Genomic DNA, 26465 nt, shown 5'->3' on the forward strand with positions numbered 1-26465 from the left:
GCACCGTCCGAGCGCCATCGGCGTCCCGAGCGCAGCCCTCATCCGAGCGCCGTCGACGGCGCCCCGAGCGCGGGTCGGCCGGTGCCGACGGTCCCGGCCAGGTCACCTTCGCCACCGTAGCCGACATCCGTGCCTCGACGCGGCACCCCACTCACCGGGGAACGCGCCGGCACGACTCCGCTCCGGCGTCCGCGCACGGATCTTGTCATGATCCCTCGGTTATGAGGAACTCCTGCGGCACCTCTTCGTGCACGGTGAACACCGAGTCGAGCCCGGTGACCTGCAGAATCTTGCGTACGGCAGGGCGCGGGGCGGCCACCTCGAGCGCCCCTCCCTGCTCTTTCATCCGCTTGAGTGCCGAAAGCAGCACGTTCATCCCCGTGGAGTCACAGAAATCCACGGCGGACATGTCGATGACCACCCGGCTGGGCCCCTCCTTGAGCAGCCGAGTGAACTCGGTCTGCAGGTGAGGCGCCGTATAGAGGTCGATTTCTCCGGTGATGGCAACGAGTGCTGACCCGGCATGTGATCGAGTCGAGACCTTGAGCTCCACATGGGCAGGCTACTGGCGCGGAGGCTTCCGGTCACGTTCTCACGCCGATAGGGGAACCACAGGTTTTTGTCCTCCGTTTGGGCTCCATGGAAACGGAGAGTACGCGAAGCTTGACAGCGTGATACCAGAACCAGCAGAGCCTCATGGAGAGGGAGGGGCTGGGGCACGGAAGGCGGGCCCCGCGTCGATGAAAACAGACAAACCTGAAGATCCTCAGCGCCAAGGGCTCCGAGAGCGACTGGAGACCATCCTCATCCGCACAGAGAAGGCCACGTCATGGCATGAAGAAGCAGAGCGCCTCCGCGGCCTGGTGAACCGCGAAGGCTACGTCCCCATCCGCACCCGGCTCGCGATCGAGGACCTCGATTTCCTGGCGGACGCCCGCCCTGACCTGCTCAAGTTCGCGGAGCTCGGGCTGAGGTTGCTGGATCTCCACCAGCCGAGGGACGCGGGAGGCATCACCAGCGACGCCGCCCACCCGATCCTGCGGTGCCGGAGCTGCATGTGGCGCTGGCCTTGCCCGACATTTCGGGCAATGTCGGAGTCGTTCGGTGCCACCAGGGAGCCGGCAGAGATGCCACCACCCGAAGCGACACTCCCAGAGAGCGCCTGAGACGGGGGCGATCCAGGGGTCAACCGCCGAAGCCGCCGACGAGCGGAAGCCGGATCTCGAACCGGCAACCCGGCCCGTCGTTGACCACCCCGATCACCCCGTCGTGCGCCTCCACGATCCCTTGCGCGATGGCCAGCCCCAGCCCGGCGCCACCATCGGCGACAGGCGTGCGAGCAGCCTCTCCCCGGAAGGCCACCTCGAACACCCGAGGCAGGTCCTCCTCAGGAATCCCCCCACAACAATCCGCAACCGACAGACAAGCCATCCCCTCGTCATCCACCCCGGCCCGCAGCACCACGGTCCGATCCGATGGCGTGTGCCGGATGGCGTTGACCACGAGGTTCCCCAGCGCCCTCCCCAACGCCCCGGCGTCCGCCTCCACCGGCACGGATGCCGAAGCCTCCGCCGTGAGCAGCACGCCCTTGGCCCTGGCGAGCGGCTCCGCCCCGGCGAGCGTGTCGGCCATGAGGTCGGCCAGCCCGATACGGGACCGCGAGAGCCGCAGCGCCCCCGCGTGGATCCGCGACAGCTCGAACAGGTCGTCCACCATCGCCGAGAGCCGCTCGACCTCCAGCTTGATCTGCCCGTGGTAGCGCGCGACCGTCGGCGGGTCCGACACCACCCCGTCCTCCAGCGCCTCGGCCATGGCCCGCATCCCGGCCAGCGGCGTACGAAGGTCGTGGCTCACCCAGGCGACGAGCTCCCGCCGCGCCTCCTCGAGCGCCCGCTCCCGCGCGTACGCCTCCTCCAGGGTGTTCGCGATCGTCTGGAGCTCCGCCGGCAGCCCACGCGGCGCGGCGAACGGCACGGCGCGCACGGCGGACACCAGCCTCCTGCTCTCGCCCACCACCCGCCTGGCCAGCACGAACGCCACCCCGAGTCCGACCAGCCCGCCCACGGCCACCACGCTCAGCACGAAGTCCTTGACCGGCCCCTCGATGATCATCTTCATGATGATGGCGACGACCCCGGCCAGCGTCGCCGCCACGGCGACCACCACGACCACGGCCAGCATCACCCCGATGGACCTGGTACGCAGCCGCCACATCACCCAGATGCCGAGCAGCGCGATCACCAGCCCGAGCCCCGCCGCGACGGCCACCACCATGGCCAGCTCACTGGGCCGCGCCATCAGGAGCCGCCCTCCAGCGGCTCGTACCGGTATCCGACCCCCCACACCGTGACGATCCTCCGCGGCTCGGTCGGATCCTGCTCGATCTTCTCCCGGAGCCGCCGGACGTGCACGGTCACGGTGGAGGAGTCGCCGAACGACCACCCCCACACCTGGTTCAGCAGCGCTGAGCGGCTGAAGGCCTGCCGCGGATTACGCATGAGGTGGGCCAGCAGATCGAACTCCCGGGCCGTCAGCAGCACCTGCTCCCCCCGCAGCCGTACCTCGTGAGCCCCCACGTCCACCACCAGGTCCCCGTCCCGCAGCACGCCGGTGCCGCCGGTGACGGACGCGCCACGGGCCCGCCGCAGCACGGACTGCACGCGCAGCGCCAGCTCGCGCGGGCTGAACGGCTTGGTGACGTAGTCGTCGGCCCCCGTCTCCAGCCCGACGACCCGGTCGATCTCCTCGCCCAGCGCGGTGAGCATGATCACCGGTACGGGCCAGCGCTCCCTGAGCTTCCTGCACACCTGCAGCCCGTCGATCTTGGGCAGCATCAGGTCGAGCACCATGAGGTCGGGCGGATTGGCCAGCGCCCTGCGCAGCGCCTCCACGCCGTCGCCGACGCATTCGACCTCGTGCCCGTCGCGCTCCAGATAGCGCGCGACGACCTCGGAAACGGTCGGATCATCATCGACGACCAGGATGCGGGTGTTCACGACTTCACGGTACGACCAGGGCCCGGGGAAGTGTCAGGTACGTCATTGGTTCGTAAGCCTCGCGGATCATGCTCCGAGGACGTACGGTGGCTGCATGGGTAGAGTCGTGATGCTCGTCATAGGGACCCTGCTGGGTCTCTTCGTGCTGTTCAACTTCCTGCTGCCGATGTTGATGGGCCTGCTCAAGGTCGCCCTGATCATCGGTGTGGTCGCCCTGCTGGTCTTCATCGCGGTGACCGTGGTCGGCAAGTCCTCGCGATCGAGTTGACGCTCTTCCTGTTCGACCCGTGGCTGGTCGGGATCACCATGGTGGCGATCCTGCTGCTGGCCACGTGGGCAGCCATGTTGCTGCCCGTTCTCAACGGGGAGCCGCCGGGCTTTCCGCTGACCTACGCGCGCCGCACGGCCTTCCAGCGCCAGCGCGACCCGGACGCGGCAGGTCGCTCGCGTCCACGAGCCCCTTGAGCATGCCCCGCTTCACCGTCAAGCGGGGCTCCTCGGACGAGACGGGCGAGCCCTGATCCTTTCGGATACTCGAAGTAGGGCTCATGATCGATTCTCTTGTCACGTTCGTCGTCAACATGTCCGGGGGCAGCGCCGCGCTCGGGATCGTGCTGTTCACGCTCGCCGTACGGCTCGTGCTGCTGCCGCTCAACGTACGCGGCACCCGCGCGGCGAAGATCCGCGAACGGCTCGCCCCCAAGCTGCGTGAGTTGCAGAAACGCCACGCACGCAACCCCGAGCGCCTCTCCAGGGAGATGTCCGCGCTCTACGCCGAGGAAGGCACCTCGCCGTTCGCCGGATTCCTGCCCATGCTGGCGCAGCTGCCGTTCATGTGGCTGGTGTACCGGGTGGCCACGCATCCGACCGCGCTGGTCGGCCATGACCTTTTCGGCGCTCCGCTGGGTCAGCAGGTGGCCGGTATGGTCGCTAATTACGGTCTGGTCAGCATGCCGGTTTTGGTCTTTGTTCTGGTCATTGTGCTGGTCGCAGCCGTGGCGTGGTTTTCCGCCCGAAACATCAAGGTTACGGACGAGCAACCGGGACTGCTGAAGAAGATCATCCCGCTGATGCCGTACGGCTCCGTGCTCGCCGCGCTGGTGCTCCCGCTCGCGGCCGCGCTCTACCTGCTCGTCTCCACGGCGTGGGCCGCGGGCGAGCGGGCGGTGCTCGCTAGCCGGCCTCTTTAAGGGTCTTGACCTGCCCGTTCATCGATGCGCGAGGGGCGGGCAGGATGGCCCACACCGTGGTCGTGTCGCCGTCATGCCGGACCCCCCAGCTCTCCGCCACGTACTCCACGATGCCGAGCCCCCGGCCCCCGAGCGACGAGAGGGTCGGGCGGCCGGCCCGCGGCTCGGTCGCCGCGCCCCCGTCGCTCACCGCCACCTCGATGTGATCGTCGCTCCGCAGCCAGGCCACCCTCACCATCCCCGACGGCAGGGGGTGCGCATGCCTAAGCGCGTTGCTCAGCAGCTCGCTCACCACCAGCACGGCATCGTCGATCGCCGCAGAAAAAACCCCGCTGTCCTGCAGCTCAGTGCTCAGGCGCTGGCGGGCGACGGCGACGCTGGACGGCGCGTACGGCAGCAGCACCACGCTTGACACACCCACCTCCCCGTTCCCTGTGCCCCCCGCGGGAACACTCCCCGGTACGACCGAAATGCCCCGTTACTCGATCCCAGAAACCGCATCTCGATCACAGCTTGTGCACATTGGACGATAGATCAGCGCAACTGTGACCACCTCGTTACCGCATCGGTGTGTCGGATCCGATAGGGGAAACAGCTCGTAGCAAGAGCCGCATTCTCGTGCCCCCTCCGGGTCGCGGATGGGCGCTCACGTCTCCCCCCTGTGCCCTCGCGAGGCTGCGGACGATGTAAAGACCGAGCCCTACTCCACCAAACCTTCTCCGGTCGCCGCTGTCCACCTGGACAAACCTCTCAAAGATCCGCTCCCGGTCGGTCGGCGCGATGCCCACCCCTTCGTCGTCCACGACCACGACCACGTTGTCGTCCTCGGGCCACGCCGCCACGCCGATCAGCCCACCTTGGGGCGAGTACTTGAACGCGTTCTCCAGCAGCTGCCCCAGAACGATGTCCGTGGCCAGCGCGTCACCCAGCACGTACGGCAGCCCGTCGCGGATGTCCACCTCGACCCGGTGCTTGTCCGACAGCGCGGGCAGCCCGAGGGTGGCCGCGTCGATCCGCTCGGCCAGGTCGAACTCCTCGATCCGCACCTTCAGCTCGTCCGCCCCCGCCCTGGCGCCGAGCAGCAGGTGGTCCATGAGCTCACCCAGCGACCTGGCCCGCTCGGCGATCGTGTGCACGGCCGAGCGGCGCTCCGGGTCGCTCATCTTGTCCCAGCGCCTGTCGAGCGTGCTGGCGAACCCGCGCACGATCGTGATCGGCGTACGCAGCTCGTGGCTGGTCGTGGCCAGGAACAGGTCCTTGGCCTCCTCGAGCTCCTTGGCCGTGGTCACGTCGCGGAAGTCGATGACCACCTCGCCGGTCTCCTCGATCCGCGCGCTCACGACGTCCAGCCAGCGCCCGCTCTCCATCTGGAACGTGACCTTCTCGCCCGGTTTGGGCAGTGGGAACGGCGGCGGCCCGCCGATGACGGCCTCGGCGGAGAACGCGGTGAGCTCGACGGCGGCCGGATTCCACCGCACCACGCGGCCGGCCTCGTCGAGCACGGCGATGCCGTCGGCACTGGCGTCGAAGACGGCCTGCTCGTGCGCGCGCTGGCGCACCGCCTCCTGGTAGGCCACCGCGTTGCCGACGGCGATGCCCGCATGCCCGGCCAGCAGCTCCAGCAGCTCCAGTTCGAGGTGCCCGGGCGTGCTCTCGGCGAACAGCGCGTACAGGGCTCCGTACGGGCGCCCGCCGACGGCGGCCAGGCCGAGCGCGATCGTGTGCAGGCCGTTCAGCCGCGCCCACACCAGGTCGTCCAGCCCGTCCGACTGCAGCAGGACGGTCTTGCCGGTGCGTAAGAGCTTGTCCACGAGGCTCGTGCGCAGGTCCGTGGTGGTGCCCCTGATGGCGTCCGGCAGCTGGTACGTGCTGACCAGGCGTAACCTGTCACCCTCGATCAGCACGAACCCGCCCGCGTCCGCCCCCGTGAGCTCGGTCAGGCTGGCCGAGATCCGGTCGAGCACGGCGGAGAGCTCCAGCTCGGAGTTGATGTCGCCCACCACGTCGGTCAGCCTGCGCACCAGGCGCGCCCGGCGGGCCATGCGGTTCCTGGCCAGCTCGTCGGCGCGCGCGAGATGGTGCACGCAGACGTACCCGGCCACGGCGCTGCCCAGGCGCAGCGCGCTGATGTCGACGCGCACGTCGAGGACGGTCCCGTCGCTGCGCAGGCGCTTGGTGCGGACCGAGACCTGGCCGCCGGTGCGTACGCGCTCGAGCACGGCGTTGTGCTCGGCGGTGAGCTCGCCGGGCACGATCGGCGCGCGGCGCCCGAGTATCTCCTCCGCCGTCCACCCGAACAGCCGCTCGGCAGCCTCGTTCCAGACCAGCACGCTCTGGTCCCGGTCGACGACCACGACGGCGTTGGGCGAACAGGCGAGCGCAGCACGAGCTATCTCGTCGTCACTCCCGGCCCATTCGTCCCCCACTCCTCCATAGTGCACGTGGCACGGTGAGTGCGTCGGGCGATCCGTCCGATACGCTGCGGTCACGGCGATTCTCGGTGGGTGGGGAGGGTGGGTGCCATGTCGAGTGGCGATCTCGATGCCTTGTTGCGGGTGACCTCCAGCACCTATCGAGGCGAGACGCCCCCCGACATCGCCTTCGGCACCTATGACGGCGCCGTGGGCAGGCTGGTGCTCGCGGTGACGGGCAAGGGCATCGTGGCGTGCAGCTTCGAGCCGGAGAACAGTGTGTTCGCGCTGCTCACGAGGCATGTGGGCACGTTCATCGGGCCGGACGCGCGCCGGCTCGACCCGGTGCGCAGGGAGCTGGACGCATACTTCTCGGGCCGCCTGCGGGCTTTCGCCACGCCGGTCAACCTGACGCTGGCCACGCCGTTCGCCCGTACGGTGCTGCAGAAGACGACGGCGGTCCCGTACGGCACGACGACCACGCTGGAGGAGATCGGCGCGAGCATCGGCAGGCCCCGCGCGCTGCGGGCGATCGGCAACGCGCTGGCCTCCAACCCCGTGTGCGTGATCGTGCCGTGCCACCGGGTGGTGCGCGAGGACGGCGGGCTCGGCGACTACGCGGGCGGCCCCACGGCCAAGCAGCACCTGCTCAACGTCGAGAAGCGCGCGTCAACGAGCCGATGAGCAGCGCCACCAGCGCGGCCACGACGGCGGCGCCGAGCGCGCCGTTCATCCACGGCTGCCGGGTGAAGCCGATGGCCTCGCGGGCCGACTGCCAGAAGGCGTCCCACTTCGGGACCGTGGGCGTGGAGGTCGTCAGCCAGTACGCGACGAAGCCGAGGGCCCACGGCACCAGCCTCGACCAGCGCGAGGGCGCGTTCTCCTCGGTGTTCCAGCCGCGCGAGCCGCCGAGCACGAAGTAGTCCACGGCCAGCACCGCGAACATCGGCACGAACACCGCCCCGATCACCCCCAGGAACGCCCCGTACGAGGTGACGTCCACGAACAGGGCGATCACGACGGTCAGCACGCCGATGGCGGTGGAGAAGATGCGCCGGTCCACGCGCGGCATCAGGTTCTGCAGCGAGACCGTGGTGGAGTAGACGTTGGCGAACGACTGGTCCGTCTCGCGCAGCACCAGGATCGCGAAGAACAGCGCGCCCAGCGGCACCGCGACGAACGGGCCGAACACCGACGTCCCATCGGCCAGCACCGCGTCCGCCCCCGCCATCGCCACCGCGTAGACGCCCAGCCCCAGGCAGGCCACCTGCGCCAGCGTGTACCCGCCGACCACGCCGGTGAACGCGGCCCCGCTCGACCTGGAGTGCCGGGCGAAGTCTGCCGCCATCGGCACCCACGACACCGACAGCGCGATCACGTAGTCGACAGCCGGGGCGAACGCCGTCCAGGACCCGCCGGTGTGCACGGGCGCCCGGGTCAGGAAGAACCAGGCGAACCACACCAGCGACACGATCACGCCGATGGTGACGTACCGCCGCAGGATCCGCACCGACCCGAGCGGCCAGATCGTGAGCGCGGTGGTCAGCGCTCCGGCCACGATCACCCACACCGCGTACGGCACCGCGCCGAAGATCGCGCCGGCGGCCTTGGCGATGACCCACAGCTCGAACGCGCCCCAGCCGATCATCTGCACGATGTTCAGCACCGTGGGCACGTACGAGACCCTCGCCCCGAACAGCCCTCGCAGCAGCACCATCGAGGGCTGCCCAGTCCGGGTGCCCGGGATGGCGGACAGGCCGACCATGGCCGTGCCGATCAGGCTGCCCACCACGACGGCCACCAGCGCGGCGGCCAGGCTGAGTGGGGCGCCGCCGAGCGGGTCGAGCAGGAGCAGCGCTCCGGAGAAGCCCAGGAGGCTCACGCCGAGGTTCGCCCAGAGCGCACCCTGGTCGAGCACGCCCAGGGTCTTCGGCGGCCTGCCCTCGAGGGTCAGGGGAACTTCGTCGGCGACATGCGTCATCGCACACTCCCTACGCCGGCATTACCCGGACAGGTTCAGGCGGTCGGCAGCGGATCGTGTGCTGCCCTCTCAGCCCGGTGAACCCCGAGCTCCCGCGACGATCTGAAGTTGGCGCCCTCATCATGCCCTAGTGGCGGCAGAAACGCCACAGGGAGGCTTTACGCGTGCTTTGAGAAGATTTTAGGCCACGAAAGGCGTCTGCCCCGTCTCGCTGACCATCGGGCGACGCGCGAACTCCCACGACTGCATGCCGCCACCGACGTTGACCGCGTCGCGCCCGAGCTGGTTGAGCCACGCCGCGACCTGCAGGGACCGGCCGCCGACCCGGCAGACGACGTAGACCGTCCGGTCGCCGGGCACCTCGTCGACCCGCCCTTGGATCTGGGTCATGGGGATGTGGACTGCCTCCGGCGCGTGCCCGGCGACCCACTCGTCCTGCTCTCGGACGTCGAGCAGGTAGGCGTCGTCGGGAACGGCACTGGCTTCGATCTCAGGAACGGTCATGACTCCATCATCTCGCGCCTCTCGTCGTAGGCGGCACGCGCTTCTGCGATCTCCCGCTGGTGCTCCTCCGTCCAGGTGACCAGCGCCTTTATGGTCTGGTGCAGCGTACGGCCGAGCGGCGTCAGCGCGTAGTCGACCCTGGGCGGCACGACGGGGTGGACCGTGCGGCTGACCAGACCGTCGCGCTCGAGCTGGCGCAGGGTCACGCTGAGCATGCGCTGGCTGACGCCGTCGATCTCGCGGCGGAGCTGGGTGAAGCGCAGGCTCTGGCAGTCGAGCAGGGCGATCACCAGCAGCGACCACTTGTCCGCGATGCGGTCGAGTATCTGGCGGACCTCGCAGTCCTCGCGGGCGTCCCACTGGCGAACGTCGTAGTCGGCTTCCACGGTGCTGTCGCAGTAACCGAGTGATTTTGAAGTGCCTTCTTCCATGACATTCCATGTTCGCTGATGATGTGTCCGGTTACAAGAGAGAACCGACATGCCTAGAAGTAACCGGGAGTTTGTCATGCCTGCTCGCTCTTGGGGCGTGCTGATTGTTTTGTGCGGAGCCATCTTTCTCGAGGGCATCGACGTGGCCATGCTCAACGTCGCCCTCCCGTCCATCAGGGCCGACCTGGGGCTGTCAACGGGGGTGCTGAGCGGGGTCGTGAGCGCGTACGTGCTCGGCTACGGCGGCTTCATGCTGCTCGGCGGCCGGGCGGCCGACCTGCTGGGCCGGCGGCGGATGTTCCTGCTCTGGCTGGGGGTGTTCCTGGCCTTCTCCGGGCTCGGCGGATTCGCTCATGAGGGGTGGGTGCTGCTGGTGGCCAGGTTCGTCACGGGGGTGGCCGCCGCGTTCATGACCCCGGCCGGGCTCTCCCTGCTCACCACGACCTTCCCGGAGGGCCCACGGCGCAACCGGGCCCTGCTCATCTACGCCGGCACGGCGGCGGGCGGCTTCGCGCTCGGGCTGGTGATCGGCGGCCTGCTGACCGCGTTCGGCTGGCGCTGGGTCTTCTTCGCGCCCGTCCTGCTGTCGCTGGTGATCCTCCTCGCCGCGATCCCCCTGCTCAAGGAGTCCCCCTCCGAGTCTCGCGGCGGCGGCTTCGACATGGCGGGCGCTCTGAGCGTCACGGGCGCGATGATGCTGCTGGTCTACGGGGTGGTACGCCTCGAGCACCCGTCCGACGGCTGGCCGCTGACGGCGGCCGCCTTCCTCGGTGGCCTGGCGCTGCTCGGGACCTTCGTGGCCGTGGAACGCCGCTCCCCCCACCCCCTGGTCCGCCTGGGCATACTCAGGTCGGGCGCCCTCGTCCGGGCGAACGTGATGGCCGCCCTGCTCACCGCCTCGTTCTTCGGCTTCCAGTTCCTGGTCACGCTCTATCTGCAGGAGCTGCGCGGCTGGTCCACCATCCAGACGGGCCTCGCCCTGCTGGCGGCCGCCGCCGACGTGGTCCTCGCCCCGACGCTCACGCCGTGGCTGGTCAACCGGTACGGCAACGCCAAGGTCGTCATGGGCGGCCTGCTGTCGGGGCTGCTGGCGTACGCGCTCTTCCTCGGGGTGGGGCTCGACTGGACGTACGCGGCCATGCTGCCCTCGATGCTGCTGATCGGCCTGATGTTCGCCTTCGTCTACGGCCCGCTCACGATCGTGGCTACGGACGGCATCGCGGCGGAGGAGCAGGGGCTGGCGAGCGGTCTCATCAACACGTCGTTCCAGTTCGGCGCGGCCCTGGGACTGTCGATGGTCACGGCGGTCAACGTGGCGGCCCTGGGCGACGGGACCACGGCGGAGGCCGGCCTCACGGCGCTGCGCACGGCCCTGGCGGTCCCGGTGACGGCCACCCTGCTGGGCGCGGTGGTGGCGGCGATCGGCCTGCGCAGGCGCACGGGGACCCGGGAGGCGGACCGGGTGCCGATCGGCGCCTGAGCACCCGCGCAACGGGTCATTTGAGCAGCCGGGACAGGCGCCGATCGGCGAGGGGCTTGCCGCCGGTCTGGCAGGTGGGGCAGTACTGCAGGGACGAGTCGGCGAAGGACACCTCGCGGATCGTGTCGCCGCACACGTCGCACGGCTGCCCCGTCCTGTTGTGGACGCGCAGCCCGGACTTCTTCTCGGCCTTGAGGTCCTTGGCCGCCAGCCCGTGCGCCCGCTCCACCGCCTCCCTCAATGTGGTGACGATGGCCTCGTGCAGGTCGGCGATCTGCGCGTCCGTCAACGACGACGCGATCTTGAACGGGGACATCCTGGCCGCGTGCAGCACCTCGTCCGAGTACGCGTTCCCGATGCCCGCGATGACCTTCTGGTCGCGCAGCAGCCCCTTGATCTGGGTGCGGTTGCCGCCCACGATGCGCTTGAGCGCGTCCACGGTGAAGGACTCGTCGAGGGGGTCGGGACCGAGGGAGGCGACGCCGGGGATGTCTTCCGGATTTTTCGTGACATAGACGGCGAGACGCTTCTGCGTCCCCGCCTCCGTCAGCTCGAACCCGGGCGCCAGCCCCTCCTCGTCGGGCGCCAGCCGGACCCGTACCGCGAGCGGCCCCTTGCCGGGGCGTACGGGCTTGGCGCCCGAGAGGTCGTCGCGCCAGCGCAGCCACCCCGCTCTGGCCAGATGGATGACCAGGTGCAGGCCGTCGCAGTCGAGGTCGAGGAACTTGCCGTGCCTCGACACGCTGGTGACGGTCAGCCCGCCCAACGCGGTCACGGGCGGGTCGAACGTCTTGAGCGCCTGGATGGCCACCACGTCGACCCCCAGGACCGTACGACCCACCGCCCGCTCGCGCAGGAAGTGGGCGAGAGACTCCACTTCGGGAAGTTCCGGCATGCCACCAGGGTACGGCGCACACCGAGCCGTCCACAGCCTGTGGAAACCGTGTCAGACGAAGACGACTACGGCACGTCCCAGAAGGCCAGCTCGTGCGCCATGCCCTCGGCGAACAGCGCTTCCGCCCGCGCCGGATCCGGTCCCGCCTCGTCGATCATCTGCGCGATGCGCACGGTCAGCGCCTCGAACCCTGGATCCGCGTACGTGTCCACCCACGCCCGATATCTCGGCTCAGCAGGCGGATTCTCCGCCAATATCCGCCCAAGACTCGAATAGCCCCACATACACGGATAAAGCGCGGCCAGCCCCTCCCCGTACGACGCCGCCGACTCCAGCAGGAACGCCGTGTACGCCGCGCACGCCGGCCCCTTCACCGCCCCCTCCAGATCGGCCCCGAACTCCGCCGACATCGACCTGTGCAGGCTCAGCTCGTCGTGGTACGTGGTGTGCGCCAGGTCCACCAGGTCACCCAGATGCCCGGCGGGAGCCTGCCAGGCCAGCCGCGCGAAGACCCGTACGTAGTCGAGCAGGAACAGGTAGTCCTGCTCCAGCCACGACCTGAACACCGGCTCGGGCAGGTCGCCACGCCCGATGCCGGCCACGGTGGGGTGCTCGAGCTGCGCCTTGAGCAGCGGGCGGCCGATGGCGTGCAGCTTCTCCGAGATGGTCATGGTTGGGAGGTTAGTGTCGAAGCATGACTGTGACGATCGCTGAGGAAGTCCTCCTGCTCGCCTACAGCGAAGACGGCATGCCACTGATCAGCTGGCCCCAGCTGGACCCCGCGCTCGCCGGCGCCATCCTCGCCGAACTCGCCATCCGCGAACGGGTGGAGGTCTCGGACGAGAAGGTGACGCTCAAGGACGCGTCCCCGCTCGGCGACGCCGAGCTGGACGCCGCGCTCGCCCGCATCGCCTCGGAGAGCACGGAGCAGAAGCCGGTCTGGTGGATCAAGCAGCTGCGTTCGGCCGAGTTGCGCCAGCGCCTGCTCTCCAGGCTGGCGGAGTCGGGCGTGCTGTCGGAGCAGCGGGCCAAGCGAATGATCATCTTCACCACGATGCGCTGGCCCGAGGCCGACCCGAGCGTGGAGGGGGAGGTCAGGGATCGGGTGCACGGCGTCCTGACGGGCGCGGACCCGGACGCCCGCACAGCCGCCCTGATCGCGATCGTGCACGCGGCCAAGCTCGACCGCGAGGTCTTCCCCGAGGGCAGCGAACAACGCGTCGCCGAAGTCATGGAGGGCGCCTGGGCCGTTGACGCGGTCGCCAAGACGATCGCCGGCGTCCAGGCAGCCGCGATGGCCGCCGCGAACGTCGTCATCATCACCACCACGACCACCACCACAGGCTTGCTCTCCGGCTGAGAGAACACGGCGGCCCGCCGAGACACCGGCGGGCCGCCAAAGGCCGAAAACACCGCTCACTTGTTGTCGATGATGTCCTGGGGAACCGGCTTGTCGTTCTTCAGCGCGTCGAAGAGGGCCAGAGCCTTGACGCGGTCCCACTTGACCGCCGTGCCGCCGCTGGGCACGGCCTCGTTCCCGCCGAACGGCACCACCGTCGTCACGGGGCTGTCGCCCATCGCCAGCCCCAGCGACAGCATGTCGAACGCCCCCGTCCCGTCGTCGACCGTGACCGCGTCGGTGGCGCTCATCGCCAGCGGGATCGACGTGAACGGGTTGATCAGCACCCCGGGACTGGCCGCCTTCTTCACGACCGCGCCCAGGAACTGCCGCTGCCGCTTGGTCCGCTCGAAGTCGGGCAGCGCGCCACCCTTGCGGGTCCGCACGTATCCGAGTGCCTGGGCGCCGTTGAGCACCTGCGTGCCCTTCTTCAGTTTGAGCCCCGCCTTCGGGTCGTCCACGGCGGCCCGTACGTTGATCTCGACCCCGCCGATGGCGTCCACGATGCTCACGAACCCGGCGAACCCGATCTCCATGTAGTGGTCGATCCGCACCCCGGTGACCGTCTCCACGGTGCGGACCAGCAGTTGCGGCCCGCCGTTGTAGGCGGCGTTGAGCTTGTCGCGCCCCTTGCCGGGGATGGTGACCGCCGAGTCGCGCGGCAGGCTGACCAGCGTCGGCTTGTCACCGGTGTCGGGAATGTGCAGCAGCATCATCGAGTCCGTACGCTGCCCGACGGCCCTGCCCGTGGCCAGCTTCTTCCGCTGGGCGGCCGACAGGCCCTTGCGGCTGTCGGAGCCGACGAGCAGCCAGTTGGTGCCGGGAGTGTCGGCGACACGGCCCGGGTAGTCGTCGAGCACGCCCTCGATGCCCACGATCCGGGAGTTGATCCAGAAGAACAGGCCGACGGCCGCCACGAGCAGGACGACCAGCACCCCGGCCACGATCTTCAGGATGGTCTTGCCGGACAACCGCCCGCGCGCTCTCCTGGGCCCGGACGGCTCGCCGCCCTTCGAGCGCAGCGGCCGGACCGGACTGTTGCCGGAACGCGCCCTGCCGTACACGCGCGAGCCGGCCCTGGGCTGCTCATTCGAGGAGGAGCCTGGCTCGGGAATCTGCGAGGCCGCCGGCAGCTTGTGCGTGCGCGCGCCCGGCCCCCCGAACGGGGCCTCGTGGGCCGGCGCACCGCCTGAGCGCAGGCCGTCATTTGGCTTGGGTGGCAGCGGGCGGCCGTCGCCTGGTGACCGCATGGCCCGCGTCCGGTCGTCCTCAGACACTTCGCCTACTTCCCTTCGGTTTGTCATAGACGCTACGTCGAACCCCGCAGCAGTGAAGACTTTCCGCCAAGGTTTTCCCACGTAAAAGTACGCGGAACCCGCGAAGAGTCACTCCGGAAACATAGACGCCAACAGCATCGTTACGGTTATGGACGACCTCTATCGAAGGGATGATCGTGTCCGCTCCGGACCCATGGAGTCTTCGCCCGTGCTGTGGCACGGGTTCCTCTGAGAGCTCACCATGGTGAGCGCCTATCTGGGCCTCCTGGCCCTCCTCCTCCTCACGGCGGCGACCGGCTACTTCGTCGCTCAGGAGTTCGCCTTCGTAGCCGCCGACCGCGGGCTCCTGCGCGAGCAGGCTGCCGCGGGCGACCAAGCCGCTGAAAAGGCGCTCCAGGTCACGTCCCGCCTCTCCTTCATGCTCTCCGGCGCCCAGCTCGGCATCACCGTCACGGCGCTGCTGGTCGGCTTCCTGGCCGAGCCCGCCATCGCCACGATCGTACGGCCCTGGCTGGCGGACACCGGTATGGCCGACACCATGATCACCGGCCTCTCGGTCGCCATCGGAGTCTTCGTGGCGACTGTCGTCCAGATGGTCCTGGGCGAGCTGGCGCCGAAGAACCTCGGCATCGCCAGGCCGGAGCCGGTGGCCAAGTTCCTGGCGAGCTCGACGCTGGTCTATCTGGCCGTGGTGGGCCCGGTGGTCAAGCTGTTCGACTCCGCGGCGACCGGCCTGCTCCGGCGCGTGGGCATCGAGCCGGTCGAGGAAGTGGAGCACGGCGCGACGCCGGAGGAGCTCTCCCGCATCATCGAGGAGTCCACCAGGGCCGGCGAACTGCCGCCCAGGCTCTCAGACCTCCTGGAACGGGCCCTGGAGTTCGGCGACAGGACCGCGGAGGAAATCATGGTCCCCCGCCCCCGCGTGGTGGTGCTACGCGACGACCAGACGATCGAGGACCTCATCGAGATCATGCGCAAGTGCGGCCACTCCCGCTACCCCGTACTCAACGAGGACGGCGACGTGGCAGGCGTGACAGGCGTACGCGAACTCCTCTCCTCGGGCCTCGACGAGGGCCAGATCGCAGACATCACCCGGCCGGCCCTGCTCATCCCCGACTCGGTGCCGATACCGGCGGTCCTGGACAGGATGCGCGCGGCCAAGGACGACATCGCCTGCGTCATCGACGAGTACGGCGGCCTGGCCGGCGTGATCACGGTGGAGGACCTGGCGGAGGAGCTGGTCGGCGAGCTGGTCGACGAGAACGACCCGGAGCCGGTCGGCGCGGTCGAGCAGCCGGACGGCGTCTGGGAGGTCCCTGGCACGCTCAGGCTGGACGAGGTGGAGCGGGCCACCGGCGTGGCACTCCCGGAGAGCGACGACTACGACACGCTCGCGGGCCTGGTCCTCGCGAGGCTCGGCAGGATGCCCGAGGAGGGCGACACGGTGACGGTCCCGATCGAGCAGGACACCGACCCGTTCGCGGAGCAGGAACCGGAACACCTGGTAGAGCTGACAGTGATCTCCCTCAACCGCAGGGTGCCCGAGTGGGTCCGCCTGTCGCCGGTCAAGCACGCGGAGGCGGCACGATGACCCTGCTCATTCTCAGCCTGGCGCTGCTGGCCTTCAACGCGTTGTTCGTGGCCGCGGAGTTCGCCTTCGTCTCCTCGAGACGCCACCGCCTGGAGGAGATCGCCTCCCGCAACAACAACCGCCTGATAAGGCTGACGGCGAGGTCGGCCATAGGCGGCGGCAAACAGCTCTCCCTCATGCTCGCCGGCGCCCAACTGGGCATCACCCTGTGCACACTGGGCCTGGGCCAGGTAACGGAACCAGCAATAGAACACGCCCTGGAGCCAATCTTCGCCGCCGTAGGCGTCCCAGAAGCCCTACGCCTCCCCATAGCACTGACAATCGCCCTGGCCCTGGTGACCTTCCTCCACATGGTGATAGGCGAAATGGCCCCCAAGTCCTGGGCGCTGACGCACCCAGAGCGCTCGGTCCTCCTCCTCACGCTCCCGTTCCGCGCGTTCACCTGGCTGATGCGCCCACTGCTCTCAACTCTCAACGGCGTGACAAACCTCATCCTCCGCCTGTTCGGAGTCCAACCAAGAGACGAACTCGCAACAACCAGAACCCCCCGCCAACTGGCCATGCTGGTAGGCGAGTCAGGCAGGATGGGCCTCCTGGACAGAGAGGAACACGACCTCCTGACCCGCGCCCTGAGACTGGACGACGAGGGCATAGAACGCCTGATGGTCCCCATCAACAAGGCGGTAATGGTGCCCCCGTCGGCAACCGCCGCAGAAATCAAAGAGACGGCCGCCAAGAGCGGCCACCTCCGCCTCCTGGTAGGCACCGCAGACAACGTGCAGGGCGCCCTACACGCCCGAGACGCCCTCCTACACCCCTCAAGCAAAGCGCAGGACCTAACCAGACCAGCACCAAAACTCCCCTGCGTAACCCAGGTCCCAGAAGCGGTAACGACCCTCCAGGAGGCAAGAGCCCACCTGGCCCTGGTAACAAACCAGCCAGGAGAAGTGATCGGAATGGTCACCCTCACAGACCTGCTGGGCGAACTCCTGGACACCAGAACCCTAGCTGTGACCTAAATCACACAGCATCGACCCCTTGCGATCCAGCAAACACTTCGCCAGTGTGGGTCTGCCATGAATACGGCCCGCAGCCATATGGAGGGCCCGGGAGACCTCTCCCGGGAAGGGGGGTCCCGGGGGGACTCCCCCGGAAAACGCTGGGGGTCCGGGGGTTATCCCCCGGAAGAAACGACGAGGGGACCCGAGGGAGCCATCCCGGAAGGGATGGCGACCAAGGATCCCCAGTCACCGAGTGGGCGAGGAGGGATTTGAACCCTCACGTCCTTTCGGACACACGGACCTGAACCGTGCGCGTCTGCCGTTCCGCCACCCGCCCTTGTGGGTGCGGAAAGAACACTAGCACGGAACAGCCAGTGGTACTGAACCCGGATACGATCGCATAAGACACGGGAGCGGAGGAGCTGGGCGCGACAGCCGACGAGCGCCAGGGACGCCGTGACGTGGGAACGAGCGGAAACCGGGCGCCGGACGCGTCTGGGGCCGCGATCATATGCACGGAGGAAGGGAGGTACCCGGTGGGAGTCCTTCAGCGCTTCGAGAGGAGGCTCGAAGGCTTGGTTGAGGGGGCCTTTGCACGGGCGTTCAAATCTGACCTTCAGCCGGTCGAGGTCGCCAGCGCGGTTCAGCGGGAGATGGATGAGCGTGCGGCGATCGTCGCTCAGGGTCGCACGCTCGTGCCCAACGACTTCGTGGTTGAGCTTTCCACGACCGACAGCGAACGGCTTGAGGTCTACGCCGACAGCATCAGCCACGAGCTGGCCAACCTCGCCAGGGAGTACGCCAAGGAGCAGGGCTACTCCTTTGTGGGACCGGTCCGGGTCCGCTTCGAGACCGCCGGCGACCTGGCTGTGGGCCTGTTCCGCATCAGGTCCGGCGTCATTCGCGGCGCGACGGTCGAGCAGGACGAGATTCGCCAGCCGGCGAGCGACCTGCCTCCGTCCCGGCCGCACGCGTTCAACGGGCGGCCCAGGCTGCTCGTCTCCACTCAGGACGACCCGCAGGGCGACCGTTCCTACGAGCTCACCACTCAGGTGACCTTGCTCGGCAGGGGCACCGACTGCGATCTTCGTCTCGTCGACCCGGGCGTTTCGCGGCACCACGCGGAGCTGCGCGTCGAGGGCCAGCTCGTGGCCCTCGTCGATCTGGGATCGACGAACGGCACTTTCGTCAACGGCCAGCCGGTACGCAGGATCGAGCTCCAGAACGGCACGCGAGTGACGCTGGGGCGTACGACTCTGGTGTTCCGGCGCGATTAGGGGTAGACAAACGGTCCATGTCCGAGCTCACGCTGCTGCTGATCCGGCTCGCCTTCCTGGCGGTGCTGTGGTTCTTCGTCATTGCCGCAGTCGGCGTGATCCGGACTGACTTGTTCGGTTCACGCACGGCTCCCGCGGGCCCACGTAACGTGAAACCCGCCAAACCCGTGGCGAAGCCCAAGAGCAAAAAGGGCGAGCCACGCCAGCTCATCGTTACCGGTGGCCCGCTGCAAGGCACCACCATCAACCTGACGGAGACGCCCATCACCATTGGCCGGGCCAATGACGCCACGCTGGTTGTGACGGACGACTACGCTTCCAGCCTGCACGCCCGGCTCTCCCCCCAGGACGGTCAGTGGATCGTGGAAGATCTCGGTTCGACCAACGGCACGTATCTCGACCGCTCGAAAGTCACCCGTCCGACCCCGGTGCCGCTCGGTGTTCCGATCCGCGTCGGCAAGACAGTCATTGAATTGCGCAAATGACCATCGCACTCCGCTACGCCGCCCGCTCGGACGTCGGCCTCCTCCGCGAAGGAAACGAGGACTCGGCGTACGCTAGCGGCCGCCTGCTCGCCGTCGCCGACGGCATGGGCGGGCACGCACACGGCGAGGTGGCGAGCTCAGTCGCCATCGCCGCCATGGCCTCTCTGGAAGAGGCCCAACAGGGGGGTGACCTGCTCAACGCCATCGAGGCAGCGGTACGCGACGCCAACCGCCGGCTGCACGAAATGGTGGGGCGGGATCCCAGCCTCAAAGGCATGGGCACGACTCTCACGGCCATGCTCTGGCACGGCACCCAGGTCGCTCTGGTGCATGTCGGCGACTCGCGCGCCTACCTGCTCAGACGCGGGGAGCTCTACCAGATCACCCATGACCACACGCTGGTGCAGCAGCTCGTCGACGACGGGCGCATCACGCCGGAAGAGGCCGCCACGCATCCGCAGCGCTCGATCCTGCTGCGGGCGCTCGACGGCAGCGGCGAGGTCGATCCCGACCTCACGCTCCGCGAGGCACAGGTGGGCGACCGCTACCTGCTGTGCTCCGACGGGTTGTCCGGTGTGGTGAGCGCGGAGACGCTGCACGCCACGCTCACCAACATCGACGACCCGGAAGAGGTCGTGCGCCAGCTCATCGACCTGGCCAACAGGGGAGGCGGGCCCGACAACATCACATGCGTGCTGGCCGACGTGGTGGACCTCGCCGACGGGCAGCAGGTGGCCGCCGAGGCCGCCGTCGTCGGCGCCGCGGGCATGAACCGGCTGCACGGAAACCCGCAGGAGACCCAGCCGGGGCGAGCCAGCGCGGTGACCGCACCCCAGCCGGTGCTCACCGACGACGACTTCGATGAGCCGGTCGCCGAGGCGCCCCGGCGCAGGCGGCGTCGTCTGTGGCCCGTGCTGGTCACCGTGCTGGGCGTAGGCGTGGTCGCCGTCGGCGTCGGCGGCTACTTCGGCTACCAGTGGACCCAGGACCAGTTCTTCGTCGGGGCTAGGGGCGACGAAGTGGTCGTGTTCCAGGGGGTCCAGAAGGAGCTGGGCCCGTTCCAGCTCTTCAAGGTCTCCAAGCCCACAGGCCGGCAGCTCTCCCAGCTGTCCGAGGCCGACCAGGCGGCGATCAAGAGCGGCATTCCGGTCACCACCGTCGACGAGGGCATGACGAAGATCAACGCTTTGAAGTTCTCCGCGGACCAGAAGAGCAGCGACACCCCCGCTACGACCGCCACCGCGTCGCCCACGCCATCCGCGAGCGCGACCAGGACGAAGCAACGGTAAATGAGCGAAGTCGCACTCTCCCCCGCCCCGATGCCGGCCAAGCGCCGCATGGCCCAGCTGGTCATGCTCGCGCTCGCGGTGCTCATCGTCATGGGGGCCTACGCCAACGTGGGCCTGGCGATGACCGGCGCGGTCCCCGCGGGAATGCTGACGTACGGCCTGGGGCTGGGCGGGCTGATGCTGGCCGCCTATCTCGTGCTGGCCAGGTTCGCCCCCTGGGCGGATCCCCTGATTCTGCCGCTGGTGACGTTGATCAACGGCCTCGGCCTGGTGATGATCTACCGGCTGGAGAACTCCGGCTCGAAGATGCAGGCTGGCGCCTCCACGAACACCCAGATCATCATGACCGCCGCGGGCGTCGTGCTGTTCGCCGTGACGCTGCTCGTGCTGCGCGACCATCGCATGCTGCAGCGGCTGACGTACACGGCGGGGCTGATCGGCGTGGTCCTGCTCATCTCGCCGATGACGCCCGTGCTGGGCAAGGAGATCAACGGCGCGCGCATCTGGATCGGGTTCGGCGCCGCCTCCATCCAGCCGGCGGAGTTCGCCAAGATCGCGCTGGTCGTCTTCTTCGCCGGCTACCTGGTGGCCAAGCGCGACGTGCTGGCGCTGGCCGGGCGGCGGCTGCTCTTCATCGACCTGCCCAGGGCCCGCGACCTCGGCCCGGTGCTCATCACCTGGGCGGTCGCCATCGGCGTGCTCGTCCTGCAGAAGGACCTGGGCTCCTCGCTGCTGCTGTTCGGCGCCTTCGTGGTCATGCTGTACGTCGCCACGCAGCGCACGTCATGGGTGCTGATCGGCATCCTGCTGTTCGTCGGCGGCGCGTTCCTGGCCGGGCAGATCTTCAGCCACGTGGGTGACCGGTTCGCCGTCTGGCTCAACCCGAGCGACCCGACGTACTACGACCGCACCTACGGCGGCAGCTTCCAGATCATGCAGGGCCTGTTCGGGCTGGGCGCGGGCCGCATCCTCGGCACCGGTCTGGGCCAGGGCCACCCCGACCTGATCCCGCTGGCCTTCTCCGACTTCATCTTCAGCGCGACGGGTGAGGAGCTCGGCCTGACGGGGCTGATGGCGCTGCTCATGATCTACGCCCTGCTGGTCGAGCGCGGCCTGCGCACCTCGCTCGCGGCCCGCGACCCGTTCTCCAAGCTCCTGGCGGGCGGCCTGTCGTTCATCCTGGCCTGGCAGGTCTTCATCATCGTCGGCGGTGTGACCAACCTCATCCCGCTGACCGGCCTGGTCACCCCGTTCATGTCCCAGGGTGGCTCGGCGTTGCTGGCTAACTGGATCCTTATCGCGCTATTGGTACGCATGTCGGATGCGGCGCGGCGGCCCCCGCCCCAGGCGATCCAGAACGAAGGACTGACGCAGGTGTTTCAGCGATGAACAGCCCTCTGAAGCGCGTGGCCGTGGCCTGCCTGGCCATGTTCGCGCTCCTGATGATCAACGTGAACTACCTGCAGGCCGTGCGGGCGGAGGAGCTGAGCACGGACGCTCGCAACACCCGCAACTACTACGAGCGCTACGCCATCGAGCGCGGCCGCATCACTGCGGGCGGCAAGGTGCTCGCGCAGTCCGTCGAGACCAAGGACCCCCGGTTCAGGTTCGTCAGGGAGTACCCGGAGGCCAAGCTCTACGCGCACGTCACCGGCTTCTTCTCGCCCGAGAGCGTGAGCGCGATCGAGAAGTCGGAGAACCCGCTGCTCGACGGGTCCAGCCCCGACCTGCTGCTGCGGCGGAGCATCGACCTGTTCACCGGTGAGCCGACCAAGGGCGCCAACGTCGATCTCACGATCAACCCCAAGGCCCAGAAGGCGGCCTACGACGCGCTGCGGCAGAGCGGCAAGCGCGGCGCCCTCGTGGCGCTCGACCCGAAGACCGGGGCGATCCTCGCGATGGTCTCGCTGCCCACCTACGACCCCACCGAGCTGTCCGGAACCGACAAGGGCAAGGTCTTCCCGCGCTACGACGAGCTCGCCAAGGACAAGAGCCAGCCGCTGCTCAACCGGACGATCGACCAGACCTACCCGCCCGGCTCGACGTTCAAGGTCGTGACGATGGCGGCCTACCTCGAGGACGACGACTCCCGCGGTCCGCAGACCACCGTGCCCGCGCCGCAGCGGCTGCCCCTGCCCGGCACGACCATCAGCCTGCCCAACTACGGCGGCGCCGCCTGCGGCTCCGGCTCGGTCACGCTGACGTTCGCGCTGGAGAAGTCCTGCAACACGCCGTTCGGCAAGATGGGCATGGACCTGGGCTACGACAAGATGAAGGAGCAGACCGAGAAGTTCGGCATGGGCGAGCCGCTGGCCGTGCCGATGTCCGTGGCCGGGAGCGACTTCGGCAAGGAGGAGGACAAGGCCGCCCTGGCGATGGCCTCCATCGGGCAGCGCAACAACCGGATGACGCCGCTGCAGATGGCGATGATCGCAGCGGGCATCGCCAACGACGGCAAGGTGATGAAGCCGTACCTGGTCAACAAGATCACCGACTCCAAGGGCGACACGGTGGACGAGGCCGACCCCTCTGAGCTGTCGGAAGCGGTCAGCTCCGAGACGGCGGGCAAGCTGCGTGAGATGATGGTCAGCGTCGTCCAGAACGGCACCGCCAACCTGGCGCAGATCTCAGGCGTCCAAGTAGCGGGCAAGACAGGCACCGCGGAGACTAGCGACAACCAGCCGCCGCACGCCTGGTTCATCTCCTTCGCGCCTGCCAACGACCCGAAGGTGGCCCTCGCGGTCATCGTCGAGTCCGGAGCGGCCAACGTCGGCGCGGAGGCGACCGGCGGCCACACCGCCGCGCCGATCGCAAAGGCCGTGCTGGAGGCGGTGCTGAACAAATGAGCGACGGTAACCTGCCGGGCCATGCGGCTCCGTAACCGCTACCTCCTGCTCTCCCGCATCGCCGCAGGCGGTATGGGAGAGGTTTGGCGTGCCCGTGACGAGCTGCTCGGGCGCGAGGTGGCGGTGAAGATCCTGCGTAGCCACATCTACGCGGACCCCACCTTCCGTGAGCGGTTCAGGAACGAGGCGCGGCTGACCGCGGCCCTGGCCGACCCGGGCGTGGCGCAGATCTTCGACTACGGCGAGCAGAGCGACCTGGCCTACCTCGTGATGGAGCTGGTGCACGGGGAGCCGCTGTCGGCCATCCTGGCCCGCAACGGCGCCATCGGCCCAGAGGTGACGCTCGACGTGGTGCACCAGACGGCCAAGGCGCTGCACGTCGCGCACTCCGCCGGGATCATCCACCGCGACATCAAGCCGGGCAACCTGCTGGTCACCTCCGAAGGGGCCATCAAGGTCACGGACTTCGGCATCGCCAGGGCCCTGGAGGCCGCGCCGGTCACGCAGACGGGCACCGTGCTGGGCACGGCCCAGTACGTCAGCCCCGAGCAGGCCCAGGGGTTCACGCTCACGCCCGCGACCGACCTCTACTCGCTGGGCGTGGTGGCCTACGAGTGCCTGGCCGGGCGTGCACCGTTCCAGGCCGACAGCCAGGTGGCGATCGCGCTGCTGCACCTCAACGAGCTGCCGCCGCCGCTCGGCGTGGACGTTCCCACGCCGGTGCGCGAGCTGGTCATGGCGCTGCTGGCCAAGGACCCCGCACGGCGTCCTGCCTCGGCGCTGGAGGTGGCCGACCGGGCCTACGTGGTGCGCGAGTCGCTGGCCAGCGCCGCGCCGGGCGCCGATCTCAGCATGCTCACCGACCCGGGCGGCTTCCGCGTACGCGAGCCGATGCCGGAGGACCAGCAGGAGACCGACCACCTCGACCCGGCCACCACGCTGCAGGAGACGGCCGGGGGAAGGCGTCACAAGAGGGCGTTCGCCCTGGTCGCCGCGGCGGGCTGCGCGGCCGCGGTGGGGTTGACCGCCATCACGTTCGCCAGCACCCCGCCCGCGGAGCCGCCGCCGGACGTGGCCGACCCGACCAGGTCGGCCACGCAGACGTCGGAGCAGCCGTCGCCCACGCCGAAGAAGAAACGCACCAGACGGCCTCCTGTGGTTCCGGTGAAGTCACCGAGGCCTATACCCTCGCGGTCAGCTACGGTAAGCAAGTCAGCAACTCCCACCAAGAAGCCGACACCGAAACCGACCCCGACCACCCGAACCCCTACGCCCACACCGACCCCGACGCCCACCACCACCAAGAAGACGCCGACACCCACCGCCTCGCCGGAACCGGGTGCTACAAACCCGACCAAGGAGGAGACGTGATGCGCTATGGGGTCGATGATGGACACCGGCGGCCCCCCGAGCAGGCCGGTACCCAAGATGAACGGTAAGGGACAGTGCAGGAAATGACTCAGCCTCGGCTACTCGGAGGTCGCTACGAGCTCGACGGTGTCGTCGGGCGCGGCGGCATGGCCGAGGTGTATCGTGCCCGAGACATCCGGCTGGACCGCATAGTCGCGATCAAGACCCTCCGGTCCGACCTGGCGCGAGACCACACCTTCCAGGCCCGGTTCCGCCGCGAGGCACAGTCTGCGGCGTCGCTCAACCACCCGGCCGTGGTCGCGGTCTACGACACCGGCGAAGACGTCACGGACGGCACGCCCGTGCCGTACATCGTGATGGAGTACGTCGACGGCCGGACTCTGCGCGACCTGCTGCGCCAGGACCGGCGACTGCTGCCGGAGCGCGCGGTCGAGCTGGTCGACGGGATCCTGCGGGCGCTCGACTACAGCCACCGTGGCGGCATCGTGCACCGCGACATCAAGCCGGCCAACGTGATGATCACGCGGGCGGGCGACGTCAAGGTGATGGACTTCGGCATCGCGCGCGCGATGGCCGACTCCGCGGCCACGATGACGCAGACGGCGCAGGTGATCGGCACTGCCCAGTACCTGTCGCCGGAGCAGGCGCGAGGCGAGCGGGTCGACGCGCGCAGCGACATCTACTCCACCGGCTGCGTGCTCTACGAGCTGCTGACCGGGCAGCCGCCGTTCACCGGCGACTCCCCCGTGGCGATCGCCTACCAGCACGTGCGCGAGGAGCCGATCCCGCCGTCGCAGATCGACCGCGAGATCCCGCAGTGGGCCGACGCGATCGTGCTCAAGGCCATGGCCAAGGACCCGGCCCACCGCTACCAGAGCGCGGGCGAGATGCGGGCCGACATCCAGCGGGCGATGTCCGGGATGCCGACCGACGCCCAGACGATGGCGATGACCGCCAACCACAACGCCCAGGGCACGCGCATGATGTCGGCGACCCAGACGGGGCAGGGCCCGGCCACTCAGCGCACCACCGCGGTCCCCCCGTACGAGTACGGCGATGACGACGGCGGCGGCGGGCGCGGCGGGCGGCGCCGGGCGAGCGGCGGAGGCGGCAACAACGCACTCAAGACCGCGTTGTGGATCGTCATCCCGCTGCTGATCATCGGCGCCTTCATCACGGTCGGCTACGTGGTGTTCAGCTCCAAGGGCACGCCGTCCGACACGCAGATCGCGATCCCGTCGCTGGCCAGCCAGGAGCGGAAGTTCGCGGAGCAGCAGCTCACCACGCTCGGGTTCAAGGTCGAGGTCGTGCAGGAAAACAGCGACGACGTCGACAAGGGCAGCGTGATCAAGACGGATCCGCCCGAGGGCACCAAGGTCGACAAGGGCTCCGCCGTCAAGCTCGTCGTGTCGAAGGGCCCGGCGAAGGTCAAGGTGCCCGATGGCCTCATCGGCGTGACGCAGGCAGAGGCCATGGACATGCTGGACAAGGCCGGGCTGCTCGGCACGGTCAAGACCAAGAACTCCACGAAGAAGCAGGGCACGGTCATCGACACCGAGCCCAAGGCCGGCGAGGAGCTCGAGAAGGGCGGCACGGTCACCCTCTTCGTGCCCAAGGATCTCAGCGAGGTGCCCCGTGTGATCGAGCTCACTGCCGAGGACGCGACGGCCCAGCTCAGGGCCGCCGGCTTCAAGGTCAGGGTCTCGGAGCAGCCGAGCGATCAGACCGAGGGCACGGTCATCCAGCAGAACCCGGGTGAGGGCACCAAGCTGCCGCCGGGCACGACGATCACGATCGTGGTCTCCATCGGCCCCGACCTGAACACGCAGCAGCCGCCCACCGACGACCAGCCGACGGATATTCCCACGGACGACCAGACGGACGTCCCGACCGAGGACACCCCGACGGAGGACAGCCCGATCGACGACGGTCTCGGAGGCTGACCGAGGCAGCAAAAAGGGCCGCCCCTTCCGGGGTGGCCCTTTTGTCGCCGACGCAAAACGCCCCCGCCGCTCGGGGGCAACGGCGGGGACGCTCACTT

The 26465-nt window shown here is 68.8% G+C and carries 27 protein-coding genes, 1 tRNA gene and 1 riboswitch; of the genes, 16 read left to right on the plus strand and 12 right to left on the minus strand.

The window, feature by feature from the left end:
* Nucleotides 1-205: 205 nt before the first annotated feature.
* Complete coding sequence (locus ACIBVN_RS22525) at nucleotides 206-553, minus strand: STAS domain-containing protein (RefSeq protein WP_349452032.1); 348 nt, start codon at nucleotides 551-553, stop codon at nucleotides 206-208.
* Nucleotides 554-863: 310 nt separating this feature from the next.
* Here ACIBVN_RS22525 and ACIBVN_RS22530 point away from each other — a divergent pair, with 310 nt between their 5' ends.
* Nucleotides 864-1166 carry a hypothetical protein gene (locus ACIBVN_RS22530; RefSeq protein WP_397139255.1) on the plus strand — a complete coding sequence of 101 codons (303 nt, stop codon included), beginning with the start codon at nucleotides 864-866 and terminating at the stop codon, nucleotides 1164-1166.
* Nucleotides 1167-1185: 19 nt separating this feature from the next.
* On the opposite strand, the gene ACIBVN_RS22535 is transcribed toward ACIBVN_RS22530, so the two are convergent.
* Together ACIBVN_RS22535 and ACIBVN_RS22540 are read right to left on the minus strand one after the other, a co-directional pair.
* Nucleotides 1186-2298 carry a sensor histidine kinase gene (locus ACIBVN_RS22535; RefSeq protein WP_397139257.1) on the minus strand — a complete coding sequence of 371 codons (1113 nt, stop codon included), beginning with the start codon at nucleotides 2296-2298 and terminating at the stop codon, nucleotides 1186-1188.
* Nucleotides 2298-2996 carry a response regulator transcription factor gene (locus ACIBVN_RS22540; protein ID WP_349452035.1) on the minus strand — a complete coding sequence of 233 codons (699 nt, stop codon included), beginning with the start codon at nucleotides 2994-2996 and terminating at the stop codon, nucleotides 2298-2300. The genes ACIBVN_RS22535 and ACIBVN_RS22540 overlap by 1 nt, the downstream gene beginning before the upstream one ends.
* A 94-nt stretch (nucleotides 2997-3090) precedes the next feature.
* Between ACIBVN_RS22540 and ACIBVN_RS22545 the strand changes: the two genes are divergently transcribed.
* The 3 genes from ACIBVN_RS22545 to ACIBVN_RS22555 all read left to right on the plus strand — a co-directional run bounded on the left by ACIBVN_RS22545 (nucleotide 3091) and on the right by ACIBVN_RS22555 (nucleotide 4186).
* Nucleotides 3091-3264 (plus strand): hypothetical protein, encoded by a 174-nt coding sequence (locus ACIBVN_RS22545; RefSeq protein WP_349452036.1) that lies wholly within the window; start codon nucleotides 3091-3093, stop codon nucleotides 3262-3264.
* Nucleotides 3261-3461, plus strand: a complete 201-nt coding sequence (locus tag ACIBVN_RS22550; protein ID WP_397139260.1) for a DUF6412 domain-containing protein — start codon at nucleotides 3261-3263, stop codon at nucleotides 3459-3461. Before ACIBVN_RS22545 ends, ACIBVN_RS22550 begins: the two co-directional genes overlap by 4 nt.
* Before the next feature lie 83 nt (nucleotides 3462-3544).
* A complete protein-coding gene (locus ACIBVN_RS22555; protein ID WP_397139262.1) occupies nucleotides 3545-4186 on the plus strand; it encodes a YidC/Oxa1 family membrane protein insertase in 642 nt (213 codons plus the stop codon).
* Here ACIBVN_RS22555 and ACIBVN_RS22560 read toward each other — a convergent pair.
* Together ACIBVN_RS22560 and ACIBVN_RS22565 are read right to left on the minus strand one after the other, a co-directional pair.
* Nucleotides 4170-4601 (minus strand): ATP-binding protein, encoded by a 432-nt coding sequence (locus ACIBVN_RS22560; protein WP_349452039.1) that lies wholly within the window; start codon nucleotides 4599-4601, stop codon nucleotides 4170-4172. The two genes, ACIBVN_RS22555 and ACIBVN_RS22560, sit on opposite strands and share 17 nt — an antisense overlap.
* Nucleotides 4602-4743: 142 nt before the next feature.
* Entirely contained in the window at nucleotides 4744-6612 is a 1869-nt protein-coding gene (locus ACIBVN_RS22565; RefSeq protein ID WP_397139264.1) for a PAS domain S-box protein, read from the minus strand.
* Nucleotides 6613-6708: 96 nt separating this feature from the next.
* On the opposite strand from ACIBVN_RS22565, the gene ACIBVN_RS22570 reads away from it, so the two are divergent.
* Entirely contained in the window at nucleotides 6709-7281 is a 573-nt protein-coding gene (locus ACIBVN_RS22570) for a methylated-DNA--[protein]-cysteine S-methyltransferase (protein ID WP_397139266.1), read from the plus strand.
* Here ACIBVN_RS22570 and ACIBVN_RS22575 read toward each other — a convergent pair.
* From ACIBVN_RS22575 to ACIBVN_RS22585, 3 genes are all read right to left on the minus strand, one after another.
* Nucleotides 7247-8578 (minus strand): purine-cytosine permease family protein, encoded by a 1332-nt coding sequence (locus ACIBVN_RS22575; RefSeq protein ID WP_397139268.1) that lies wholly within the window; start codon nucleotides 8576-8578, stop codon nucleotides 7247-7249. The two genes, ACIBVN_RS22570 and ACIBVN_RS22575, sit on opposite strands and share 35 nt — an antisense overlap.
* Nucleotides 8568-8684: riboswitch (TPP riboswitch) on the minus strand. (Overlaps the previous gene by 11 nt.)
* 74 nt (nucleotides 8685-8758) lie before the next feature.
* Nucleotides 8759-9082 carry a rhodanese-like domain-containing protein gene (locus ACIBVN_RS22580; RefSeq protein WP_344999391.1) on the minus strand — a complete coding sequence of 108 codons (324 nt, stop codon included), beginning with the start codon at nucleotides 9080-9082 and terminating at the stop codon, nucleotides 8759-8761.
* The gene (locus tag ACIBVN_RS22585) at nucleotides 9079-9513 is read right to left on the minus strand and encodes a winged helix-turn-helix transcriptional regulator (RefSeq protein ID WP_397139271.1); all 435 of its coding nucleotides are present in this window, start codon (nucleotides 9511-9513) and stop codon (nucleotides 9079-9081) included. The genes ACIBVN_RS22580 and ACIBVN_RS22585 overlap by 4 nt, the downstream gene beginning before the upstream one ends.
* Nucleotides 9514-9589: 76 nt before the next feature.
* Between ACIBVN_RS22585 and ACIBVN_RS22590 the strand changes: the two genes are divergently transcribed.
* Nucleotides 9590-10993 carry an MFS transporter gene (locus ACIBVN_RS22590; RefSeq protein ID WP_397139273.1) on the plus strand — a complete coding sequence of 468 codons (1404 nt, stop codon included), beginning with the start codon at nucleotides 9590-9592 and terminating at the stop codon, nucleotides 10991-10993.
* Nucleotides 10994-11009: 16 nt separating this feature from the next.
* Here ACIBVN_RS22590 and ACIBVN_RS22595 read toward each other — a convergent pair whose 3' ends face one another.
* The gene (locus tag ACIBVN_RS22595) at nucleotides 11010-11888 is read right to left on the minus strand and encodes an Fpg/Nei family DNA glycosylase (protein WP_397139275.1); all 879 of its coding nucleotides are present in this window, start codon (nucleotides 11886-11888) and stop codon (nucleotides 11010-11012) included.
* A gap of 65 nt (nucleotides 11889-11953) precedes the next feature.
* Complete coding sequence (locus tag ACIBVN_RS22600) at nucleotides 11954-12559, minus strand: TenA family protein (protein ID WP_349452046.1); 606 nt, start codon at nucleotides 12557-12559, stop codon at nucleotides 11954-11956.
* 23 nt (nucleotides 12560-12582) lie between these two features.
* Between ACIBVN_RS22600 and ACIBVN_RS22605 the strand changes: the two genes are divergently transcribed.
* Nucleotides 12583-13248: a GPP34 family phosphoprotein gene (locus tag ACIBVN_RS22605; RefSeq protein WP_397139278.1), complete on the plus strand. Its 666-nt coding sequence runs from the start codon at nucleotides 12583-12585 to the stop codon at nucleotides 13246-13248.
* Nucleotides 13249-13304: 56 nt separating this feature from the next.
* Here the strand turns inward: ACIBVN_RS22605 and ACIBVN_RS22610 are convergent, their stop codons facing one another.
* Nucleotides 13305-14564 carry an LCP family protein gene (locus tag ACIBVN_RS22610; RefSeq protein WP_397139280.1) on the minus strand — a complete coding sequence of 420 codons (1260 nt, stop codon included), beginning with the start codon at nucleotides 14562-14564 and terminating at the stop codon, nucleotides 13305-13307.
* A gap of 241 nt (nucleotides 14565-14805) precedes the next feature.
* Between ACIBVN_RS22610 and ACIBVN_RS22615 the strand changes: the two genes are divergently transcribed.
* Both ACIBVN_RS22615 and ACIBVN_RS22620 read left to right on the plus strand, forming a co-directional pair.
* Nucleotides 14806-16155 carry a hemolysin family protein gene (locus ACIBVN_RS22615; RefSeq protein ID WP_397139282.1) on the plus strand — a complete coding sequence of 450 codons (1350 nt, stop codon included), beginning with the start codon at nucleotides 14806-14808 and terminating at the stop codon, nucleotides 16153-16155.
* The gene (locus ACIBVN_RS22620; RefSeq protein ID WP_397139284.1) at nucleotides 16152-17174 is read left to right on the plus strand and encodes a hemolysin family protein; all 1023 of its coding nucleotides are present in this window, start codon (nucleotides 16152-16154) and stop codon (nucleotides 17172-17174) included. The genes ACIBVN_RS22615 and ACIBVN_RS22620 overlap by 4 nt, the downstream gene beginning before the upstream one ends.
* A 236-nt stretch (nucleotides 17175-17410) precedes the next feature.
* Here the strand turns inward: ACIBVN_RS22620 and ACIBVN_RS22625 are convergent.
* Nucleotides 17411-17493: transfer RNA gene (locus ACIBVN_RS22625), tRNA-Leu, on the minus strand.
* 199 nt (nucleotides 17494-17692) lie between these two features.
* Here ACIBVN_RS22625 and ACIBVN_RS22630 point away from each other — a divergent pair.
* From ACIBVN_RS22630 to pknB, 7 genes are all read left to right on the plus strand, one after another.
* Entirely contained in the window at nucleotides 17693-18433 is a 741-nt protein-coding gene (locus ACIBVN_RS22630; RefSeq protein ID WP_349452051.1) for a DUF3662 and FHA domain-containing protein, read from the plus strand.
* 17 nt (nucleotides 18434-18450) lie between these two features.
* Complete coding sequence (locus ACIBVN_RS22635) at nucleotides 18451-18918, plus strand: FHA domain-containing protein (RefSeq protein WP_349452052.1); 468 nt, start codon at nucleotides 18451-18453, stop codon at nucleotides 18916-18918.
* Nucleotides 18915-20207: a Stp1/IreP family PP2C-type Ser/Thr phosphatase gene (locus ACIBVN_RS22640; protein WP_397139287.1), complete on the plus strand. Its 1293-nt coding sequence runs from the start codon at nucleotides 18915-18917 to the stop codon at nucleotides 20205-20207. Before ACIBVN_RS22635 ends, ACIBVN_RS22640 begins: the two co-directional genes overlap by 4 nt.
* Entirely contained in the window at nucleotides 20208-21596 is a 1389-nt protein-coding gene (locus ACIBVN_RS22645) for an FtsW/RodA/SpoVE family cell cycle protein (protein WP_397139289.1), read from the plus strand.
* The gene (locus tag ACIBVN_RS22650) at nucleotides 21593-23053 is read left to right on the plus strand and encodes a peptidoglycan D,D-transpeptidase FtsI family protein (protein ID WP_397139291.1); all 1461 of its coding nucleotides are present in this window, start codon (nucleotides 21593-21595) and stop codon (nucleotides 23051-23053) included. Before ACIBVN_RS22645 ends, ACIBVN_RS22650 begins: the two co-directional genes overlap by 4 nt.
* 21 nt (nucleotides 23054-23074) lie before the next feature.
* Nucleotides 23075-24424, plus strand: coding sequence for a serine/threonine-protein kinase (locus ACIBVN_RS22655; RefSeq protein ID WP_397139293.1), 1350 nt, complete (start codon nucleotides 23075-23077; stop codon nucleotides 24422-24424).
* Between the two features lie 83 nt (nucleotides 24425-24507).
* Nucleotides 24508-26367 (plus strand): Stk1 family PASTA domain-containing Ser/Thr kinase, encoded by a 1860-nt coding sequence (gene pknB / locus ACIBVN_RS22660; RefSeq protein ID WP_397139295.1) that lies wholly within the window; start codon nucleotides 24508-24510, stop codon nucleotides 26365-26367.
* Nucleotides 26368-26465 lie beyond the last annotated feature (98 nt).

This window comes from Nonomuraea sp. NPDC049400, assembly GCF_044466425.1.
GTDB lineage: Bacteria > Actinomycetota > Actinomycetes > Streptosporangiales > Streptosporangiaceae > Nonomuraea.